Here is a 21,488-nt window from a genome sequence, read left to right as displayed (position 1 = left end):
TCAGCGTTAAATTCTAAGCGCCAAACTTCAAGTATCATTCAAGCGTCAAATCTAGAGAGCTAAACTTATGTTGCCAAACCGAGAAGGACAAAAAGTTCCTAATGTTACGTTTCGGACTCGTCAGAACGATGAGTGGGTTAATGTAACGACTGATGAACTGTTTGCTGGAAAAAATGTCATCGTTTTTTCCTTGCCAGGCGCATTTACGCCGACCTGTTCTTCTACCCACCTGCCGGGCTACAACAACTTGGCGCAGACATTTAAAGACAATGGCGTTGATGACATTATCTGTATGTCTGTAAACGATACGTTTGTCATGAATGAATGGGCAAAAGACCAGGATGCCGCTCATATCAAGCTGATTCCCGATGGTAATGGTGAGTTCACCGATGGTATGGGACTGCTGGTCGATAAGACTGACCTGGGTTTTGGTAAGCGATCGTGGCGCTATTCCATGCTGGTTAAGGATGGCGTGATTGACAAGATGTTCATCGAGCCAGAGGAACCCGGCGACCCCTTTAAGGTGTCGGATGCTGACACGATGCTGCGCTACATCAACCCCGAAGCGGCTAAACCCAAATGCGTCTCTATCTTTACCAAAGTCGGTTGTCCGTTCTGCGCTAAAGCCAAGGCAATGCTGCAAGAGCATAAACTGCCCTACGAAGAAATGGTGCTAGGTAAGGATTACACAGTACGATCGCTCCTAGCAGTGGCAGGTGCAACGACCGTGCCCCAAGTCTTTATTGATGGCAGGCTCGTTGGCGGCTCAGAAGCACTAGAAGCGTACTTTGCAACGGCGCCTGTATAGACTGTAGAGCATTCACGCCTCACCGCGATCGTCAGTATTTGGCATAGTCAGTGCTGACGATCAAAAGTGATCGTGCTGACTTCTCAGCGAGAGGCTCCTTGCCAGAAGAGCAATCGTGTTGCTTATGCTAATTAATACCAATGTCGATTGTGGTCGCTGCCTATGAGGGTAGGTTTTGCTCTGAAGCAATCGTACAGTTGATCACGTTTCGCCCAAGACCACCCTTAATCACTAACTAAAAGTAAGCCCTTGCTCAAAGGACGTTTCAAGGTTTAGGTCTGTCCTAACGTTCTCTTCACCTGTTACAGAGTCGATCGCCTTGAAACGTGTCTCATTAGAATCAAGGCGAGTTACTTTTGACTAAGTTTTGACTAGATTAGATAGCTTCCAGCAACAGACTAATCGCTCAGACTGCGACCTTTGACTGCGGCTAGAATCGCCTCTGTTGGCACTTGACCATCGGTATAATAGCCAGCAGCTTTCTTTGCTTCCATTTCGACCTGGGCATCTGCCGGAATCAAGTCATCTGGAATCGGGACGCGCTCGACGACTGTAATCCCAGATTGGGTAATGGCGTTGTACTTCATGTTGCTCATGGAAATCAGGCGATCGATCCGGGTAATGCCAAGCCAATGCAGCACATCGGGCATGAGTTCCTGAAAGCGCATATCCTGAACGCCTGCAACGCACTCTGTACGGGCAAAGTAGGCATCCGCGCGATCGCCGCCTTCCTGACGTTTACGAGCGTTATAGACTAAGAACTTAGTTACCTCGCCTAAGGCTCGACCTTCTTTGCGGAAATAGACAATAACGCCTGCGCCACCTGCTTGTGCGGTTTGTACACACGCTTCAATGCCATGGACTAAATAGGGGCGACAGGTACAAATATCTGACCCAAAGACATCCGAGCCGTTGCACTCGTCATGGATGCGAACTGCAAGCTGACGATCGGGATCAGCAATTGCCGCCACATCACCAACGATATAAACGGTCATCCCCCCGATCGGTGGTAGGAAAACGCGCAAATCGGGGCGTGTCACCAACTCAGGAAACATCCCACCTGTCTGCTCAAAAAGCGCTCGTCTCAGAACTGCTTCTCCTACACCCAGTCGTTTTGCTAAGCCTGGTAGATACCAGACAGGCTCGATCGCTGCCTTCGTCACGACCAGATCACCATTCGCTTTCATGATGGTGCCATCAACTTTGAGGCGACCCTTTGCTGCCGCTTCCTGAAGCTCAGGCATATTAATGTGTGCTTTAGTAATGGCGATCGTCGGACGAATGTCATAGCCCTGCTCGTATAGCGGCTTGTAGACTTCTCCGACCAGTGCACCAAACGGGTCAAGCGCCACAATCTTCTCTGGGTCAGCCCACGCGGGATGCGGTCCCAAGAGAGCTGCTGGAGCTGTGTTGGTCAGGTCTGCTCGATGGTCAGATTGCAACCGCCCGCTAGCCACTGCCAGCGCTCGATAAATGCCATACGCACCAGAGTGGCTGCCAATGACATTACGCTGGGCTGAATTTGTCAGGGTGCCGACAATGGCTCCACGCACTAGTGGGTCGGCTTCACCCCATCGAATCGCGATCGGTTTAGGACCAAAACTGGCAGGATGGGAAGTCAGTACAATATGCTTTGCTTGAGATCCGTTTTTTTCGCTTGACCCTGCTTTTTCACTTGACGCTGCTTTTTCGCTCGACATAGGGCACCCAGTAAGGAAATGGAGTAGAAGCAACACTGACGCACATCTAGCAGTCCATTACGCTTGGAGTCTACCGATCGCGTCATTTAACACTACTGGTATAAAGCCCAAAACCAAACAACTACACCTGTTTGGAATGTAATCTTTATAACGAGTAGAGCCTCTGATTCTACCAACAGGACTTTCCTGAGAGAGTACCCTAGGCGGCAGAAGCGGGTAGAAAAGTTAAAGGCTAGAGGTTAAACGGTGAAACGCTATCTTTAAGCCGTTAGCCTTCATCCTTTGCACTCCCCTTCCTCAGTGCCTCAATAATTTGGAGGTTTGCCTTTGGGAAAGGGTATTGGTCAAGCTCTGCTAGCGCTACCCAACGCACTTCGTCACACTCGATCGCCTGTGGCTCACCACTGACATGGCGGCAATGGTGGACATTAAGCGTCACTCGAAAATGGCTGTAAGCGTGATCAACAACGATCAGGCGATCGCCCACGGTTATTTCAATCCCTAATTCCTCGCGAATCTCGCGCTGGATGCAGGCTTCAATGGTTTCACCTGGTTCAACTTTACCACCCGGAAATTCCCACAAGCCGCCAAGCAAACCTTCCTGGCGACGACGATCGATTAAAATTTGTCCCTGATCATTCCAGATCACCGCAACACCAATCACTTTATGCGGTACGGGCACACGGGTTTCAGACATAGGCAGTTCCGCTTGAATGCCTTGATTGTAAGCCCGACAGTGCTCCTTCCACGGACAGTTTGCACACAATGGCTGCTGCGGCGTACAAACCGTTGCGCCCAAGTCCATGATTGCCTGGTTGAAGTCACGGGGAAAAGTCGGATCAATCAGCGCTTCGGAACAACACCAGAGTTGCGCGAGCGCCCGCTTTGGTGGAACGGGTAATGCCAGGAGTCGCGCCAGCACCCGTTTCACATTACCGTCCAGAATGGCGATCGGCTGATTGAACGCTGCACTCAAAATGCCACCAGCGGTCGTACGCCCAATGCCAGGCAACTGCATGACGGTGGCAAAATCACTAGGGAAAACGCCATCATGCTTCAGCACAACCGCTTGAGCAGCGCGATGAAGGTTACGAGCACGGGCGTAGTAGCCCAGCCCTTCCCAAGCTTTAAGCACCTGCTGCTGCTCTGCAATCGCCAACGCCTGCACAGTTGGAAAAAGCGTGAGCCAACGCTCGTAATAGGGCAGCACTGTCTTGACCTGCGTCTGCTGAAGCATGATCTCTGACACCCAAATGGCGTAGGGATCACGAGTCTGCCGCCACGGCAACGTACGCCCAGACTGTCTATACCAGGTCAGAAGTGCCTGCCGTAAGCTAATAATTGCAGCACTCGACAGACGATCGTAATCATCCGTCGAGCCTAATATATCCTGGTTTTGTTGATGAGGAGCGATAGACTTCGTGCGTGTCACTCTGTAATGGCAGCATCAGTTTCCGTTGCAACAAGGGAAGTCTCAAACGCCATCCGCTGCTCGGCGTTGTGGAGAAAATAGCCACTCATCATGGCAGATGCAAGCAAACGACCCAAGTCTTCACGGCTCGTTGTCACTGTAACGTCAAAGCCTTCTGGTGGCAGTGCACCCAAAAGTCCAATGATGTTCCGTTCCATCACATGAAAGACATCAGAGGAAGCGGGACGAGAAAGGCGGGCGATCGTTTCTGGGCTTAACGACTGCACATAGTTCAGAAACTGGTTGGCTGACTCAGACTCACCGCCCAAAAATTCTGGCAATCGATTAGATGTGTTATTCACTGATAAACCTCGATCTACTGTCGGCTTGTATAAATAAATGTATCAATGCTCCATGCAAAGTTGCAGTGTGTAGAACCGAACCTGGCGTTGGGTAATGAACGCACGTGGGTAAGCAAGTGCATTAAACTTAAGCGAGCTTTAAAGGGTGAAGGGGTGAAGCAGTGAGAGGGTAGAACAACCAATGTACATGGTTAAAGATGACTCAAATAGTCTCTCTTAGTTCCAGCGTAGCAGCACGACACTGTGGAGATGGCGGTAGGTGAAGGTTGCAAAAAATCATTAAGGGGAATCGGAGGAATTGATCATGACTGCTAAACCACTTAGCCCAGAGGATGCTGCCACGATCGCCTACCTTCGTTCTCCCACTGCCATTCGGGAGCGGTGTGGGCAACTATTCGATCTGGCGTGTGCTGACAAGCTGCAATACTTTCGTTGCGACCTAAGCCAGCTTGAGAAAGTAGCTGATTATGTGCTTCAGGTGACTCGCGAGAGCTACCCCGACCTGAATATTCCGTTCCACAGCCGTTGGCGACATTTTGAAGTCGGTAAGCAGGATCGCCTCGCTGCTCTGGACGCTCTAGCACCGTTGGCAAAAGCGAAGGCAAAATTTGATCTGGCGATCGTTAGCGTGTTGCTTGATGCGGGCGCAGGCGATCACTGGCAGTATACGGAACCAGACACAGGAACAGTTTGGCGACGATCGGAAGGTTTGGCGATTGCCAGTTTGCACGCGTTCTTTCAGGGCATTTTTTCAAGTGATCCGCAACTACCGTTGCAAGTAGACGCGATCGGGCTGCAAAACCTGACTGAGGAAGCTTTGAGTCAAGCCTTTCAGGTAAGCCAGGACAATCCCCTTGTCGGTCTATCAGGGAGGTTGGCATTGCTGCAACGGCTGGGAAGCGTCATTCAGCAGCAGCCCACGTTGTTTGGTTCTCAGCCTGCCCGTCCTGGAGAACTCGTTGCCTATTTGTGCGATCGTGCTCATGCTAGCGATCGCGCCCATACTGGACAGATTCACAGTGGGCAACTAGAGGCAAGTACCGTCCTGAGTGCTGTTTTAGAAGGCTTTGGCGCTATCTGGGCGGGACGAATCACGCTAGCAGAAGTGAATCTAGGTGATGTTTGGGTTCACTCCGCTCTAGCCCCCACTCCCGACTCCCGACTCCCGACTCCCCGCTCTTTACTTCCTACCCTTGTCCCCTTCCACAAGCTCTCTCAATGGCTCACCTACTCCCTATTGGAACCCCTTCAAGAACTTGGGTTGATCATTACTGGGCTAGATGCTCTCACAGGCTTGCCAGAATATCGCAATGGTGGCTTATGTGTCGATTTAGGCTTGCTACAAATCAAAGATCCGATCGTCTTACAACAGGCGCAGTTACCCGGTTCAGAGGCGATCGTCGAGTGGCGTGCGCTGACAGTCATTTTGCTCGATCGCCTTGCAGAGACAATCCGGCAGACACTCAATCTGTCTGCGACTGACCTACCGTTAGTCAAGATTCTGCAAGGTGGCACCTGGACTGCTGGACGACGGATTGCTGCCAGCTTACGACCCAACGGCAGCCCACCGATCCAGATCGAGAGCGACGGCACTGTTTTTTAAAGCTCATCTTTACTGGCGTTTATTGCCAAACGCTGATAACTATTGTCTTGGCGTAAGTTCGACGAATAGACCTAACTCGAACTCATGTTATCTACGTTTTAGTGACGCACTTCATGGTCGAACTAGAGGTGACACAGCTTTTCCCTGCGACTCTATTCTTATAGAAGCTAATGCCAACCGTTGTCTTTTTGTCTGCACTTTCCCAAGTTAGGGAAAAGGTTGGTGCTTGTCCTTGTTCACGTGTGGGCGTACCCAACAGCGATCGCACCTCATCAGGACTCATATCAAACTCAATGCGGCTGTAGTTTTCTGAATTTAAACTACCGATACCCGTAATTACTGGAGCCGCCGTTGTAACCACAGCAGCAGCAGGCTGACTCTGCTGCGACGCACTCGCTTTCTCAGCAGTATTATTTGTTGCTAACTTTTTCCCTTGCTGTTGAGCCGTTTTCAACTGCTGCTGGTAAAGGGCTAATTTCTTTTGGGCGATCACGCGTTTTGGGCTGCCAGCAGGTACGGTTTTCATGAGGGCGATCGCCTGCTGAAGTTTGCCGCTGACCAAAGCCCAGTCTTCAACAGTAGACGCATTGCGAGCGAGATTGGCTGCACTGATAGCTTTATCATCCGCTTTCGGGAACGGATCAGCGTTGGCAGTTACAGCAGGCGTGCTGGCTACACTTGGCTTTGGTTGGGGTTGAGCAGAGGCTACGGGTGCTGGCGTAAGCGTTGCTGTCGGTGATGGGCTGGTATTGCAAGCAGACAAGAGGAAGAGCAAACCGACGATCGCAGGACAGCGAACAAGGTTCATTTTGGTGCTGGTAACCATAGTAGACCGAGGGGGAAGTTAAGAGAAGATAGAGCAGGGGTAAGCCAGGACGCAGCCAGACAGCCAACAGGAACCAAACCAAGACTGATCGCTGCAAACACTGACTCGCTTACACCGCAAAGCTTTTGACACATGGTTGGCAACCCAAGTAAAGTGTCTTTCCTTGTGCGTTAAGCGTGCTTACCGATTTGCTTAAGCTAAGACTGCCCTATTTTTCTCTGTATGCATCACAGAAGTACATTTCTATGCAGATACACGGTTGTCACGACAAATGACCAGCAGCTTCGCAAAAGCAAAGGTTGGAGAGCCAAAGTCAGGTGTACTCTTTAGTAGCTAGATGGTTGAAAGCTGAGGATTTGGAGCCGCGGCAGGCTGAGTGGAGGACGATCGCACCTGTTCGATCGCCCATAATGTTGCCTCTGGTGTTGCGGGAGCCGCGAGGAAAACCGCTGAAGCATTGCCAAATGCCGCTACGGCTTCCCGAATTGCCTCTCGCACTGACATTGCCAGCATGAAGGGCGGTTCGCCTACTGCCTTGCTGCCGTAGATCACACCATCCTGCGCGGCTCGTGTCAGTAGATGAACGCTGAAGTGTTCGGGGATTTCGCAAATAGTGGGAATCTTGTACGTGCTGGGCGCATCGGTGCGAAGCCGTCCTTGATCATCCCACACCAACTCTTCCATCGTCAGCCAGCCCATCCCCTGCACAAACGCGCCTTCAATTTGCCCGCGATCGACCAGGGGATTCAACGATTCGCCCACATCGTGCACCACATCCACCTGACGCAGCTTAAAGGTGCCTGTAAAGCCATCCACCTCAACTTCGCTGACTGCAGCACCATAGGCAAAATAGTAAAACGGTCTTCCCTTACCTGTTGCCTCATCCCAGTAGATGTGTGGTGTGCGGTAATAGCCCGTGGCAGAAAGGCTGATGCGATCGTCGTATGCCTGTCTCACCACGTCTAAAAACGGGATGCGAGTTTTGGGATAGGTTTTGCAAAAGATCCAGTCGTCTTCAAACACTAAATCTTCTGCTGCATCCAGGTTCAGCATTCTCGCTGCGACTGGAGACAGCCGTGCTTTGATGGTTTCGCACGCATCTTTGACTGCTTGCCCGTTTAAATCTGACCCGCTAGAGGCAGCCGTTGCGGAGGTATTGGGCACCTTATCCGTGCTGGTGGGCATCATCCGAAAGCGGTTCATACCGACACCAAGCGCGTTTGCTGCCACTTGCAGCATTTTGGTGTGAAGCCCCTGCCCCATCTCGGTGCCACCATGATTGAGTTGAATGCTGCCGTCAGTGTAGATGAGCAGGAGCGCCCCTGCCTGGTTATAGTGCGTTTTGTTGAACGAGATGCCGAACTTGACAGGCGTGATGGCTAACCCACGTTTGTTATACGGATGGGTACGGTTGAAGTCGGCGATCGCCGCCTGCCGTGCCCCAAAGTTGGCGTTGGTCTTCGCTTCCTGCCAGACGCGATCAAGGCGGTTGTCGTAGATTTCTTGTCCGTAGTGAGTGGTATTGGTTTCACCAGCGCCATGATAAAAATTGCGTTCGCGTACGACATCGGGCGGCAGGTTGAGAGCACGGGCAAGGCGATCAATCACCTCTTCGGTCACAATCATGCCCTGGGGACCACCAAACCCCCGGAATGCCGTATTCGATACCTTGTTGGTTTTGGCAATTCGTCCTGTCACTGTGATGTGGGGAATGTAGTAGGCGTTGTCTACGTGCAGCATGGCGCGTAGCAGCACTGGCGGGGACAGGTCTAAACTCCAACCACCATCGGCATAAAGTGCGACATCCAGCGCAGTGATTTTGCCTTCACTGGTAAAGCCGACCTTGTACTGTCCTAAAAAGCCGTGACGCTTGCCTGTCAAGGTCATATCGTGGCTCCGCTTGAGTTTTACGCGGACGGGACGACCCGTTTTCTTGGCGGCGATCGCCGCCACCGACGCATAGGGATTTGCCTGCGATTCCTTCCCGCCAAACCCGCCACCCATACGTAAACAGGTGACCGTTACCTGATTGCTGGTGACACCCAACACCCGCGCCACTATCACCTGCGTTTCAGCAGGATGCTGGGTTGAGGCGTAAACCTGATAATGTCCTTCACCATCGGGAATCACCCAACTTGCCTGGGTTTCCAGGTAAAAGTGATCCTGACCGTTCATTTCGATCTCGCCTTCAAGACAGCGATCGACTTCAGCAAGGGCAGCGATCGCATCACCCTGACAGACCACCTGTGCTTGGTTGTGAAAGCTCTCAGCAGCGATCGCCGCTTTGATACTCAGCAGTGGTTCTAGTGCTTCGTAGGTCACAATGACCTTTGCGGCTCCCAGTCGAGCGGCTTCGTCTGTTTCACCGACTACCCAGACGATCGCCTGCCCGTAATAGCTCACTGTTTCAGTGGGAAACAGCACCTCATCCTGCACAATTACGCCTGTATCGTTTTTGCCCGGTACGTCAGCGGCAGTCAGTACAGTGACAACACCCTCCACGGCTGCTGCCGCAGAAATATCAATGCCCGTAATCCATGCGTGGGCATAGGGCGCAACAACCGGGTAAACAGACAGCATCCCTACAGGCTGGCGCTGATCGTCGGTATACACCGCTTTGCCGCTGACATGGTGAACCGCGCTTTCGTGTTTCGAGGGTTTACCGACTGCATTCATCTCGTCACCTTCAATAGGTCAGCGTTGACGTTGCTAAATTCTACGAAAAATTTCTCAAAGAGATTGGCGATTAGCTGTTTGCGATAGTCAGCACTGCCGCGAAAATCTGTTATGGGCGTAAAGGTTGCTCTCAGAGTGGGCTTGATCCGCTGGATTGTTGCTAATGTCCAGGGTTGCCCAATCAGCAGCGTTTCAATAGTGATCGCCCGTACAGGAGTTGCCGCCACGCCACCATAAGCAAGCCGTGCGTGAACAATGCGATCGCTAGCATCCAGATCGATCGTAAACGCCGCTGCAACAATGCTGATATCATCCGTACCGCGTTTCCCAATTTTGTACGACTGGCTGAGACGACGAACTGATCCGGATGCGATCGTCTTTGGAATGCTCACTGAGACGATTACCTCTCCTCGTTGGAGAGCCGTTTGACGGTAGCCTTTAAAGAAATCAGCTAACAGAACTGTGCGAGTTCCGGTAAGGCTGGCGATCGTCAACTCAGCATCCAACGACAGGAGAACGGGAGGAAGATCGCCGATTGGGGAAGCGGTGCCCAGATTGCCGCCCAGCGTTGCCCGATTGCGTATTTGTCGCGCTGCAAACCAGTGCAGCATCTCATCCAAACTGGGGAAAATGCCGTGCAGATTGGTTTCAACATGGCTCAAAGGCACAGCAGCACCAATCACAACGGTCTCTGGGGTTTGTTCAACGCGCTTCAATTCTGCCACTGCTTCGAGAGACACCATAACGGGAAAGTGCTGACGGTGATGGCTCAGTTCCAACCCCAGATCAGTCCCACCTGCGACCAGTGTTGCATCTGGATGCTGCTGGAGCAAGGTCAGGACTTCACTTAACTGGATGGGACGGTAGAAGTGCTGCTCGTTGCCACTGTAGTCTAATGATGTGAACGCAGTGGTGGCATGACTCAACTGTTCTGCAAACATATCTTCAGGCACAGCATTGTTCACCAACGCAGCCGCACGACGAATGGAGAGATAGCCCGTACAACGACATAGATTGCCTTCTACAGAAAGGTCATCCACGGTGCGATCGTAATACGCTGCAAACAGGCTCATGACGAATCCCGGCGTACAGTAGCCACACTGGGAACCCAACGTCTCCACCATTGCCGCCTGAACGGGATGTAGTTCACCGTTTGCAACCCCTTCAACCGTAATAATCTCGCGTCCTGCCACAGACGCTAAGGGAATCAAGCAACTGTTCATCGCCTGATAATGGGGTTTGCCGTCTGCCCCTTCAGCGACGATCGCTACCGTACACGCGCCACAATCGCCATCGCCACAGCCTTCTTTTGTTCCCACTCTGCCACTGGCGCGCAAATATTCCAGCAGCGTTACAGTTGGAGAAATGTCTTTAAGGCGGACATTCGCGCCATTGATGGTCAAATCCAGATTCACGTCTGACATACATCTCTCATTGCGGCGGCTTCAACGTCGTCTATGGTTCTACTGTGCCAGGTACTAAAAGACTTTGCTGTTAATTTAAAGACGTTGTGATTAACCCTTGCAATTCCGTTCGCCTCCAAACCTGATTATGCTGGAAGAGACGGGAAAAGGGATACGCATGAATCAGCCGCTACACGATCGCCAAACGCACGATCGTCAGACAACCAATCACCAAACGAACGATCACCAAACAAACAATCGTCCCATGCAGTCGATCGCACACCCAGAGAAACAGTCGACGATCGCGCAGCCATCGCCACAACCAGCACCATCAGATATCAAAATTGCTGTTATTGGCGATATCCATAATTGCTGGGATGCAGACGACGCGATCGCGCTCAAGCATCTAGGTGTTGATCTGGTGCTGTTTGTAGGAGATTTTGGTAACGAATCTGTTGAGGTTGTGCGGTCGATCGCCGCACTTGAGTTTCCCAAAGCTGCCGTTTTGGGCAACCACGATGCCTGGTATAGCGCGACTGAATGGGGCATCAAGAAATGTCCCTACGATCGCACCCAAGAAGACCGGGTACAGCAACAGCTAGATTTGCTGGGAGACGCGCACGTTGGCTACGGCAAACTCGACTTTCCTGCCTTGAACCTGACCGTAGTGGGCAGCCGTCCCTTTAGCTGGGGCGGGTCAGAGTGGAAAAACACGAACGCCTTTTATCGATCGCGCTACGGCATCACCAGCTTTGCCGAATCCACCGAACGGATTGTGCAAGCTGCCAGCAGCAGTACTTTTGATACAGTGATCTTTCTGGGGCACTGTGGACCAAAAGGGTTAGGCGATCGTGCCGAAGACACCTGTGGCAAAGATTGGCACCCTCCTGGTGGCGATCATGGCGATCCAGACTTTGCCGAGGCGATCGTGGCTACCCGCAAGCTTGGTAAAACGGTTCCCCTGGTTGCCTTTGGGCACATGCACCATCAGTTGCGCCACACCAAGCAGCACCAACGAGTGCCGCTCGTGACGACAAACGGAACGACCTATCTCAATGCCGCCAGCGTACCTCGCATTGTAAGGACGGAAACGAGCTGCCTGCGCAACTTCTCGCTGGTATCGCTCCAGGGTGGCTCTGTGGCTCAAGCCTCGATCGTCTGGCTTGATCAGAATTTAACGTTGGTTTCAGAGACAGTACTCTATCGCCATGAAATGCCAGTTAGCCAGCCTCATCAGAGTCATGAGGCGATCGTGTAGCCTGTTGTTAGGGGGGTAACATTTAGTGCTGCAATGGATGTATACCCTCGATCCAAAGATTGATTATGACTGTTCAGTATCGGTTGCCAGAGTCTTAGCAACTTGCCGACGAATAGCGTCTTTACCAGGGTAAGCAACAGTGGTAGGCAGGGCACCACGAAACTCACTAAGTCGGCGCCGTTTGACTGGACGCAACCGTACTTCGTTGCCTTCCAAGCTAAACAGGAGTTCATCCCCTTCACGCAACCCTAACCGCTGCCGAATTTCAAGTGGAATGGTGATTTTTCCATCATCAATGATTTGTACTTTCATAGTCTGTCCTCCACTTAATACTTGTGTTGGTCTAAATTGAATCAATTTTGTGGCGAGCAAATAAATCGTTAAAGAACCTAACAATAGTTTTGCGGGCAAGTTTGGAATCTTTAAACTCTGCGCCCCCAAAACGATACACTTCGTAGCCAAGGAGCCTGATTCTACGATCCTCTGCAACCATTTCGGCATAGCGCTGTGGCAAAGCATACCCATTATCTGAGTAATGTTGAGCCCCATCGATTTCAATGACAACTCGATTCTCATTCCGAAGCAGCATAAGAAAATCCATTCGTTGTCGAGCAAGCACAGGCTGTTTTCGCTCACTCTGATTGCGAGGATCATAATGCAGATAAACCTGTGGCAGTAATGCTGGAAGATTGTCTCCCAAACGTGGTTTAAATGCTCTGAAATAAGTATCGAAAAAATCGAGTTCAGGTCCCTTTTGAAGGGAATTTCTTAGTCGATGCCCTAACTCATGTCTTGTCTTATCATCTACGACTTTTAACCCTTTGTGTTTACTCCACCATTCCACCAGCATTTTCCAAGTCAGATCACCAGTAGGTGGAGGTTGATCATAAACCAAGCATTTATCTGCATGATGGACAACACGAATATCCATATTTACAGCATCATCAATCACGATGTCAGGCTTTAAACCAGTGGATGCGAAAATTATGTACTTAGGTGCCCCAGATACTCCTACCGCCCTTTTCCTAACTTTGTAAACAGGAAGCCCTCCTTGTGAAGTCTCTTCGCGTAATTCAAAACCATTGTGTTGCAGTAATGTGTTACTTAGGGCTACTAACTTTTGCTGTGTTGCAGATTCTTGAACTTCAGGGTGAACTATTCGTTCAATCAATATGCAGAACCGTTGATCTGCCCACTCAAGAAATCCTAGTTCACGCAAAAGCATTGCAGCTTGAATTGGCGAGTACTTATAAGGTTCAAGTTCATCAAGAGTAAGAATCTTCGTTAGTTCTCTCTGGGGATTTAGAAAAATAGAGAAGTCGTATTTATAATTTACAGACCTTTTGCAAATTTGCCCATCAGCCTTTGTGACAAAATCACATAGATTATTCCCGTTTGCTTGAGGGTCAGGAATTACAGAACTGAGAAACTCTCTGAGTGGTAATCTTCCCCAGAATTGTAAGCCTTCCAGACTTTCTGCAAACCTATGACGAGTGACATTAGTAATTTGTTGAGTTCCCTGGCTCTCGATCCACCAAAGGTTATCTTGGATTTGCTGTAAATTAACGCTTGATAATTTTCCACGTGTGCCCGGATAGGACTTCATCATTCGCTTGGCTGCATGAATAATCTCTTGGTCGCTTGCGGTAGCTGTCACTATACGCAGGTATCGATGTTTGCCAATATTGCTTGGAACATCTTCATCTGGTAAGCCAAGAGCATTTTTTACATCATGGAGAGAATTCCAAACTTCTAGGTCTGCAATAATCACAGCAATTTTGTCTCTGAGATTCTCAAGTGCCTGTTGTACGTCAACCATTTATACAACCATGCTGCAAACACTATCAAAACAATTCTGACATTAGATCGTTGCCTTTGAACCGATCGCTGCTCTTCATCTACGATCGCCCATTCACGAAACAACTTTCTTTTGCTGCTTCTGTCGCAAAAATTCAGCGAAATCACGGACTTCTGCTATTAAATCTTCTGGTAACTCATTCAAAGCAGCGGTTAATTGTCCTCGTATCCCTGTAGTTTCTTGTGCTGCTTTTACTAACTGCAACTGTTGCGGATATACCAGTTCTACGCCCAATGTTTCTACAAATGCATCTGGTTCGTCTGGGGTCGCTGGAATGAAATTTCCCTCTTCATTGCTTTTCACCCAGCCACCCAAGAGTTCTACTAAGTAGGCTTCGCCATCTTTTAGTACTTCAACAATGGCTCCTGGTGTGCCTTCGGGTGCAAGCTCTCCTTCAGACAGCGCGATCACCTCCGTTAATTTCACTGAATCAAAGAGTTGAAACTGAGCCATCCCTGCCTCCCAAGAATTCTAGCTGAGTCGGTATCACGTTAGAATTGCGCCTCCCATTAAGCGGCGATAGCGGTAGTCTAGCTCTTGCTGCATGAGTGTCCAGCGGCTTAGGGTTTCGTCTTTTGCCATTACTTTTTCGGCTGCCTGTCGTGCCAGTTCCAGCACATCTTGATCCTCTACCAAACTTGCCAGCGCAAAATCGGGTAAGCCAGATTGACGAGTGCCTAGCACCTCACCAGGACCCCGAAAGCGCATATCCATCTCAGAGATAAAGAAGCCATCCTGCGATTGTTCCAGCACTTTCAGCCGTTGTCGTGCCGTTTCGGTTTTGGAGCTGCTCATCAGCAAACAGAATGACTGGGAGCCGCCACGCCCCACCCGTCCCCGTAGCTGGTGCAGTTGAGAAAGCCCAAAGCGATCGGCGTGTTCGATGAGCATCACCGTGGCATTGGGAACATCGACACCCACTTCTACCACCGTTGTAGAGACAAGGATTTGCGTTTCGTTGTCGCGGAAGCGAGTGATGGCATCATCTTTTTCAGCAGAAGTCATGCGTCCATGCAGCAGACCCACCGTAAATTCGGGGAAGACACTCTCTTGCAGTGTGTGATGTTCGTCGATCGCCGACTTCAAATCCAGTTTTTCCGACTCTTCCACCAGCGGCAACACCACATACACCTGTCGTCCCTGGGCAATCTCGCGGCGAATCAGGTCATACGCCTGCATCCGCTCTTTGCCTGCCAACACAGTGGTTTGAATTGCTTTGCGTCCAGGCGGCAGTTCGTCAATTTGGCTTACATCCAGGTCGCCATGCAGGGTGAGTGCTAGGGTGCGGGGAATGGGAGTTGCTGTCATAGTCAGCACATGGGGATGTTCGCCCTTTTGCTGGAGTCGTGCCCGTTGCTGTACGCCAAAGCGGTGCTGTTCGTCGATCGCCACCAGCCCTAAGCGCTGAAAGTTCACCGTGTCTTGAATTAGCGCGTGCGTGCCTACCAACAAGGGCAATTCACCTGTTTGTAGCTGGGCATGAATTTCGCGTCGCTTGGCAGCTTTTGTGGAACCTGTCAGCAACTCGACAGGCAGATGCAGCAGATTAAACCAGCCGACTAGCTTGCGATAGTGTTGTTCTGCCAGCACTTCAGTGGGAGCCATCATCGCCGTTTGATAGCCCGACTGAATCGCAGCAAGTAGGGCAACGACTGCCACAACCGTCTTTCCAGAGCCAACATCGCCTTGTACCAGACGATTCATGGGCGTTGGCTTTTGCAAATCGTTAAGAATGTCGTTAATCACCCGCTCCTGGGCATTGGTCATTTGAAAGGGCAGGTTTTCGTAGAACTGATCGATCAATTGACCTGTGGGAGCCATGACAGCGCTTGCCTGAATCTGACGTTGGCTCTGACGACGCTTGAGTAAACCCAGTTGCAGGTAAAAGAATTCGTCAAACACCAGACGACGACGTGCATTATCCAAAGCCGCACCATCGGGCGGAAAGTGGATGTGGGCGATCGCCTCCTGAATGCCCACCAACCCGTACTGCTCTCGCAAGTTTTCTGGTAACGCTTCCTGAAGTTGCTTCACAGCCGGCAGTGCTGCAATCACCGCTCGTCGAACCAGTGCGGCATCGACGCCTTCTGTCAATGGGTAAATGGGTACGACACGTCCTACCGTAAGGGAGTCGATCGCCTCACCAGAATGCTGCAAAACCTCGATGTCGGGGTTATCTAGCGTCATGCCAAATTTGCTTTTTTTGACTAGCCCAGAGGCGGCGATCGTGGCTCCCGGTGGATACAGCCGCTTCTGCTGCTCTTGCCAACCGCGATTGCTATAGCGACTACCCGCAAAAAATCGACCTAGCTTGATCTGTCCTGTGTGATCGCGAACGAGCAACTCCAAAATTGTCAGCTTGGTATTGCGTGGGCTAGAAAAGCACGTACAGCGCTTCACAGTGCCCATCAGCGTTACTGTTTCGCCTTCTTTTAAGTCCCGAATGTTAACCTGACGCGCATAGTCAAGGTGGTCTCGCGGGTAGTAAAAAAGCACATCCCGCACCGTAATCAGCCCTAACTTGGCTAGTTTCTCTGCATTTTTAGGACCAATGCCCGTCAGGTAAGTCACCGCTTGATCAAGAGTGGCAGCACGACCCGCCTCGACCAAAGGAGTCGTTTTAGGAGCCTTCACTGCCCCTGTCGATGATGCCCCAACGCCTCGCTCCTCTCCTTTCTCTCCTTTCCCTGCGTCCTCACAGACTTGACGTACATGATGCAAAAACCGTCGCGTATCTGCGACTAAATGCTGCCGTTGAGAGAAGGATAGTTCTGAATAGGTGATGAATTGTTTGCCCAGTTCTTGCCAGCGATGTTGGTCGATCGCGGGCAACAGAGCAGGCGACTGGCTTAGTGTCAGGCTAATGAATTCACTAAAGCGATGCTGTTTGCCTTCTAAATCATTGAAACCACGTTCTGCTTCGACAGAGAGCGCTTTTTGGAGGCGAATCCAGTCGGGTGCAGGGTGAGGAGGGAGGAGGGAGGGGTGAGGGGTAGCAGGTGTTGGCGATTCGGGAGCCATTGGCTCTTGTTCTGAGTGACTCATACTCATTTTCTACTCCCTACTCCCAAGTCCCGACTCCCCCTTCCTCTAGTCTTCCGTCCAGGTCGATCGCCATGCGGCTTGCGCTTCTGCAATCGATCGTTCACGCTGTTTTTTTCGATACTCACGCCCTAAAGTCTTAAGTTGAGCGAAGAGACTACGGATTTTGCTGCGGGCTGCCGTCACTGCTGGCGCGGCGAACTCAATTTCGGCAAGTCGTAGAGAGATAGCAACGATGTGCATGACCGAATGTTTGGGAGATTCATCGTCGTCGTTTTCAGCCGTTTTGCTACTCGTTTCAACTAATAAATTGAGCAGATTGGGCGTTCCGGCTCTAGCGTCTGAGAGATCTGCCTTTGCGGCGGCTTCCAAAACGGGTTCGGGCAACTTTGGGGGGAGGATATTGGCTTGTTGCAACAGCCGATTTGCCGCGTGGGAGGCTGTTTTTAGTTCAGCCACGATCGCGTGTTCCAGTTCTTCGTGCCATCGTGCCAGGTCAACCGGAGTCAGCGATCGTGGTTCTGTTGGGGAGGATACAGGCGCTACAACCGGAGCAGGCGTTGGCGTAGAGGGCAATGAATCTAAAGCCGTTAGCTCATCTACAACAGGCAAGGAGGCAACTGGCTCTACGTCTGGATCATCAATGACAACAGGAACATGTAGTTGGGCTAAGACCTCTTCCTGCACCTGCTGCGAGAGCGTCCGCAAGCGCTGCTGTAACTGCTGTCTTTGACTATAGGACAACTTTAAGAACGATTCTGGATAGCCCTGTGTACAAACGTGGTAACTGGCAAGGATCAACTGCTGACGTACTGCCTGCCCCAAGACCGTAAGGTAGCTTGAGTAAGCATTGTAGAACTCATCTGCGATCGCACCAGTTGCTTTGTCTAATGCTGCAAGTTCCTGTTCAATTCGCTCTACTGATCCGACCATATGCCCGTTTAACCTTGCCCTAGACAAGCCACTATACCCCAGGATAGCGGGTCGCTAAACCTTAGTGTTAATCAAGCCCTAGACAACACAGCGCTAGCGGCACAGCGTTCTAAAAAGCGCTGAGGGATGTCGGGTCTTGCGCCCCAGTGAAGATGGAGGTAAGAGGCATGGAGATTAGGGTAATGCCAGCCTTCATTAGGCAGTGAGGAGTGGGAAGAGTGTAGAGCGAAGAGGGGCGAGTGCGATTCTAAAGTGAGGTGCGATCGATGGAATTCGTGCCCTCGAATAGTAGAGCCTTTGTCTAGAAGCAAACCGTCTTGGAGGGCGATCGCGTCTCGATAACCCAGCGTTAAGCGCTTGCCCATCATGGCTGTTGTCGGCAATATTCCCACCATTGGAAACGCTTGTCCTTCAAAATTGGTGATTTTTTCGCATAGATACATCAACCCACCGCACTCGGCGTAGGTTGGCATTCCGTCTCGGATAGCAGCTCGTACAGCCGCACGCGCTGACTCGTTTTCAGCTAATTGTTCGGCGAACACTTCAGGGAAACCACCACCGAAGTAAAGTCCTTGAATGTTGTCTGGTAAAACGCGATCGCGCATAGGACTCCAGAACACTAGCTCGGCTCCTAGTGCCTTGAGCAAATCCAGGTTATCGGCGTAGTAGAAGCTGAAGGCAGAGTCATGGGCGATCGCGATGCGGGGTGAGGGGGGAGGAGGGGGGAGTGAGGAGTAAGGGGGGAGAGGGGGAGTAAGTTCTAACTGCTGACCACTGATCGCTGACCGCTGTTCCAACAATGGCATCAATTGTGCCCAGTCAAAACAGGTGTCTCCCAGATGTGCCAGCTGCTCAACCACAGTATTCAGGTTTTCTAGTTCAGCCGTGGGCACAAGTCCCAAATGACGATCGGGGATCGCAATACCATCTTCACGGCGCAGGACTCCGAGAATCGGTATGTTGAGCGGCTCCAAAGCAGCTTTGAGGATTTCCAGGTGACGATCGCTGCCAACGCGATTCAGCACAATGCCCGCAACTTGAAGGCGAGGATCAAAGGAACGGTAGCCGTGGACGATCGCGGCGATCGAGTGCGATAGACCCCCACAGTTCAGCACCAGCAGAATCGGCAAGTCTAGCAAACGGGCAACGTGAGCCGTACTCGCAAACCCTTCTTGCCCAGCGGCACCATCAAAAAGCCCCATCACACCTTCCACAAGGGCATGAGTCGCAGTTTGAGCATGGTGATCAAAACATTGCTGCACATACGCTTCTGAAGTCAACATCGGATCAAGATTGCGGCAAGCACGCCCCGTCACATAGCGATGAAACATTGGGTCGATGTAGTCAGGACCAACCTTAAACGACTGCACCGACATATTCCGCCGCTTTAAAGCAGAAAGCAGTGCCAATGTGACCGTTGTTTTACCAACGCCACTACGTTCTCCAGCAACAATTAGCGCCATCTCAATAGTGATGAGGTGTTAGTTGTTAGAGTCTAGAGCGAAAATCAACCAATCAACAACGTTTAGCCTTATTGAACGATGTACCAACAGGTTGTAAAGCGTTTCGTAATCGAGATCAATAGTCATCGTCTCTAATTTTGATCTCCAACCCTGATTCAGTATCCAGGTCAGACAGCGCAGCCAGACTCATCGCCAGCATTGCCTGACAGCGATCGCATATCCACATTCTAAAGCTCAATTGAACACCGTTCTTCACGAGCGATCGCTCTTCAACCTAACCTACAAGGCTAAGTAGCACTCGTGGAGATGGATCATTTGTCCAGTTGTAGGTGAGTTGTAGGTGAGTTGTAGGTGGTGGTAATTAGGGAACTGGAGGGGGACATGGGAAGAGAGACGGAGTTATTCTCTCAGCGCATCACCCCTCATCTTCTAGGGCAAAAATAAGTGAGCTATCATTATCTTACGAGTAATTAATTTATAGCAAGAAGTGATTGCAGTGATTGAGGTGAAAACATACTTCTTTATTAAAATTAGTACAGATGCAGCCAAGAAAATTGTAGGAGATTTGCTATGAAGAAGAAATCTGGATTTCCAATTCACTTTGCTCTTGGTGGATTTGTGTTAGCAGTAATTGGATGTACTTATGGCAAATGGGAGTATCTTTCGCGGCAATATGCATCTGAGTTCTATCCTGCTATCAGACAAGCTTCTGATGACGGGTGTTTGATTAGTTACGCAAAAATCATCAAGGTGATAGATTACAAACAAAATTCTGCTCTAATTTGGTTTAAGGAAGAAGGAGGTAGTACCCATATTGCTAAGCCTTGGCGCTCTTCTAAGCAACCTAATTGGCAGTTTAAGAAAACTGATCTCGGAACTCTAGGAAGCTATTCTGGCAGTTATTGTGATCTTGATGTTATTAGAAGTAGGAGTGGTGGTTCTGCCGATGGGTACTATTGGTATAACTAGAAACACTTCCAATAAATAATTTGGATATACAAGGTACTAATTTGGATATACAAAACACTAATCTATAGTTAGCTGTATAGTTTGATCGAACTGACTCTTAAGCTAATAGACAAATTGGATTAACTTTGTATGCTGCTGAAACTAAAAATACAAATAATATGTCATCTTTCTTAAGTTTTTAATCTGTTTTAGTACGATCGCCGATCTTGTAGGGTGCGTTGCTGATCAGCAAACGCACTGTTCTGTTGGGCATGATTAGATGATTAGTACGATCTCCCTTATTTGTAGGCAGTGCGCCGCAGCAGGCGGAAGTGAAAGGTATGAAATCAGCGAGCAAATGGTCTTTAGTGTAGGGAGCGCGACAGAGCCTGCCTCAGCCCTGGTCATGACCGTGCTCGTCGATGAGCAGAGGATTGGTGTAGATGAGTCTGACGTGGGGATGAGTGTCGAGGATAGCAACGGTTCCAGCGATCGCCAGATCACTGTGACTATCGCTGTCCGGTGACGATATAAGCAACGCGCTTGCCAATATTGGTAGCGTGGTCTGCCATACGTTCCATATGACGGATCACGAGAATCATTAGGACGATCGGTTCAACAATGCCAGGCACATCGCGCTGATGTGCCAGCAGGTCGTAAAGCGTTTCGTAATCGAGATCAACCGCATCGTCTTTGATTTTGATTTGCAACCCTGATTCAGCATCCAGGTCAGACAGCGCTGCCAGGCTCATTGCCAGCATTGCCCGACAGCGATCGCACATCATTTGTACCCGCCCCATATAGCTTGGTGGCGGATAAGGAAAGAGAAGAATCGCAATTTCGCCCAGGTCTTCGGCATAGTCGCCAATGCGCTCCAGATCGCGGATGAGTTGCATCATGGCGCTCAGGAGGCGCAGGTCTTGGGCAACAGGAGCCTGAAGTGCAATGAGGCTAACGCAGTCTTGCTCAATCTGGCGGTAGAGTTTGTCAATCTGCTTATCTTGAAGCGCAATTTTCCCTGGCGCATCTAAGTCACGATCGAACAATGCCTGACGCGCCAGCCAAAAGGAGTTTTCCACCAGCGCGCCCATACGCAGAACGTCACGTTGGATGCGTTTGAGCTGGCGGTCAAAGTGGGCGCGGATGAGTCGTGGTGTTTCCAATCAAGTACTCGCGTAACAGAGCAGGCACCGAACT

Annotated in this window: 19 protein-coding genes; 5 read left to right on the top strand and 14 right to left on the bottom strand. The window is 50.6% G+C overall.

Annotated elements, in window-relative coordinates; translation table 11 throughout:
• Window positions 1–67 precede the first annotated feature (67 nt).
• Window positions 68–808 carry a glutathione peroxidase gene (locus H6F76_RS14635; RefSeq protein ID WP_190509250.1) on the top strand — a complete coding sequence of 247 codons (741 nt, stop codon included), beginning with the start codon at window positions 68–70 and terminating at the stop codon, window positions 806–808.
• A 398-nt stretch (window positions 809–1,206) separates the two neighbouring features.
• Here the strand turns inward: H6F76_RS14635 and H6F76_RS14630 are convergent, their stop codons facing one another.
• The 3 genes from H6F76_RS14630 to H6F76_RS14620 all read right to left on the bottom strand — a co-directional run bounded on the left by H6F76_RS14630 (window position 1,207) and on the right by H6F76_RS14620 (window position 4,281).
• Window positions 1,207–2,508: a GTP cyclohydrolase II gene (locus tag H6F76_RS14630; RefSeq protein WP_190509248.1), complete on the bottom strand. Its 1,302-nt coding sequence runs from the start codon at window positions 2,506–2,508 to the stop codon at window positions 1,207–1,209.
• Window positions 2,509–2,776: 268 nt separating this feature from the next.
• The gene (gene mutY / locus H6F76_RS14625; protein WP_190509301.1) at window positions 2,777–3,850 is read right to left on the bottom strand and encodes an A/G-specific adenine glycosylase; all 1,074 of its coding nucleotides are present in this window, start codon (window positions 3,848–3,850) and stop codon (window positions 2,777–2,779) included.
• 86 nt (window positions 3,851–3,936) lie between these two features.
• Window positions 3,937–4,281, bottom strand: a complete 345-nt coding sequence (locus H6F76_RS14620; protein ID WP_190449311.1) for a DUF760 domain-containing protein — start codon at window positions 4,279–4,281, stop codon at window positions 3,937–3,939.
• A 304-nt stretch (window positions 4,282–4,585) separates the two neighbouring features.
• Here H6F76_RS14620 and H6F76_RS14615 point away from each other — a divergent pair, with 304 nt between their 5' ends.
• Window positions 4,586–5,884 (top strand): URC4/urg3 family protein, encoded by a 1,299-nt coding sequence (locus tag H6F76_RS14615; protein ID WP_190509246.1) that lies wholly within the window; start codon window positions 4,586–4,588, stop codon window positions 5,882–5,884.
• Between the two features lie 91 nt (window positions 5,885–5,975).
• On the opposite strand, the gene H6F76_RS14610 is transcribed toward H6F76_RS14615, so the two are convergent.
• The 3 genes from H6F76_RS14610 to xdhA all read right to left on the bottom strand — a co-directional run bounded on the left by H6F76_RS14610 (window position 5,976) and on the right by xdhA (window position 10,810).
• The gene (locus tag H6F76_RS14610) at window positions 5,976–6,692 is read right to left on the bottom strand and encodes a hypothetical protein (RefSeq protein WP_190509244.1); all 717 of its coding nucleotides are present in this window, start codon (window positions 6,690–6,692) and stop codon (window positions 5,976–5,978) included.
• 351 nt (window positions 6,693–7,043) lie between these two features.
• Window positions 7,044–9,386, bottom strand: a complete 2,343-nt coding sequence (gene xdhB, locus H6F76_RS14605; protein WP_190509242.1) for a xanthine dehydrogenase molybdopterin binding subunit — start codon at window positions 9,384–9,386, stop codon at window positions 7,044–7,046.
• Complete coding sequence (gene xdhA / locus H6F76_RS14600) at window positions 9,383–10,810, bottom strand: xanthine dehydrogenase small subunit (RefSeq protein ID WP_190509240.1); 1,428 nt, start codon at window positions 10,808–10,810, stop codon at window positions 9,383–9,385. Before xdhA ends, xdhB begins: the two co-directional genes overlap by 4 nt.
• A gap of 157 nt (window positions 10,811–10,967) precedes the next feature.
• Here xdhA and H6F76_RS14595 point away from each other — a divergent pair, with 157 nt between their 5' ends.
• Complete coding sequence (locus tag H6F76_RS14595; protein WP_242036665.1) at window positions 10,968–12,047, top strand: TIGR04168 family protein; 1,080 nt, start codon at window positions 10,968–10,970, stop codon at window positions 12,045–12,047.
• Between the two features lie 63 nt (window positions 12,048–12,110).
• Here the strand turns inward: H6F76_RS14595 and H6F76_RS14590 are convergent, their stop codons facing one another.
• The 7 genes from H6F76_RS14590 to H6F76_RS14560 form a co-directional block, all read right to left on the bottom strand.
• The gene (locus H6F76_RS14590; RefSeq protein ID WP_190509238.1) at window positions 12,111–12,359 is read right to left on the bottom strand and encodes an AbrB/MazE/SpoVT family DNA-binding domain-containing protein; all 249 of its coding nucleotides are present in this window, start codon (window positions 12,357–12,359) and stop codon (window positions 12,111–12,113) included.
• A gap of 31 nt (window positions 12,360–12,390) precedes the next feature.
• Window positions 12,391–13,866 (bottom strand): hypothetical protein, encoded by a 1,476-nt coding sequence (locus H6F76_RS14585; protein WP_190509236.1) that lies wholly within the window; start codon window positions 13,864–13,866, stop codon window positions 12,391–12,393.
• A gap of 93 nt (window positions 13,867–13,959) precedes the next feature.
• Window positions 13,960–14,358 (bottom strand): DUF2281 domain-containing protein, encoded by a 399-nt coding sequence (locus tag H6F76_RS14580; protein ID WP_190509234.1) that lies wholly within the window; start codon window positions 14,356–14,358, stop codon window positions 13,960–13,962.
• 33 nt (window positions 14,359–14,391) lie between these two features.
• Window positions 14,392–16,950, bottom strand: coding sequence for an ATP-dependent DNA helicase RecG (gene recG / locus H6F76_RS14575; RefSeq protein WP_347276031.1), 2,559 nt, complete (start codon window positions 16,948–16,950; stop codon window positions 14,392–14,394).
• 45 nt (window positions 16,951–16,995) lie between these two features.
• Complete coding sequence (locus H6F76_RS14570) at window positions 16,996–17,880, bottom strand: hypothetical protein (protein ID WP_190509232.1); 885 nt, start codon at window positions 17,878–17,880, stop codon at window positions 16,996–16,998.
• A 71-nt stretch (window positions 17,881–17,951) separates the two neighbouring features.
• Window positions 17,952–19,343, bottom strand: a complete 1,392-nt coding sequence (locus H6F76_RS14565; protein ID WP_190509230.1) for a cobyrinate a,c-diamide synthase — start codon at window positions 19,341–19,343, stop codon at window positions 17,952–17,954.
• Between the two features lie 115 nt (window positions 19,344–19,458).
• Entirely contained in the window at window positions 19,459–19,599 is a 141-nt protein-coding gene (locus H6F76_RS14560) for a hypothetical protein (protein ID WP_199322118.1), read from the bottom strand.
• Between the two features lie 314 nt (window positions 19,600–19,913).
• Between H6F76_RS14560 and H6F76_RS14555 the strand changes: the two genes are divergently transcribed.
• Complete coding sequence (locus tag H6F76_RS14555) at window positions 19,914–20,312, top strand: hypothetical protein (protein WP_190509228.1); 399 nt, start codon at window positions 19,914–19,916, stop codon at window positions 20,310–20,312.
• 337 nt (window positions 20,313–20,649) lie between these two features.
• Entirely contained in the window at window positions 20,650–20,817 is a 168-nt protein-coding gene (locus H6F76_RS14550) for a hypothetical protein (RefSeq protein ID WP_190509227.1), read from the top strand.
• Here the strand turns inward: H6F76_RS14550 and phoU are convergent.
• On the bottom strand, window positions 20,801–21,454 hold the full coding sequence (phoU, locus tag H6F76_RS14545; RefSeq protein WP_190449322.1) for a phosphate signaling complex protein PhoU: 654 nt from the start codon (window positions 21,452–21,454) through the stop codon (window positions 20,801–20,803). The genes H6F76_RS14550 and phoU overlap by 17 nt on opposite strands.
• Between the last annotated feature and the right edge of the window lie 34 nt (window positions 21,455–21,488).

This window comes from Leptolyngbya sp. FACHB-321 (assembly GCF_014695975.1).
GTDB lineage: Bacteria > Cyanobacteriota > Cyanobacteriia > Leptolyngbyales > Leptolyngbyaceae > Stenomitos.
Note: the sequence above shows the minus strand (reverse complement) of the source record. Positions and strands in the feature narration are given on the sequence as shown.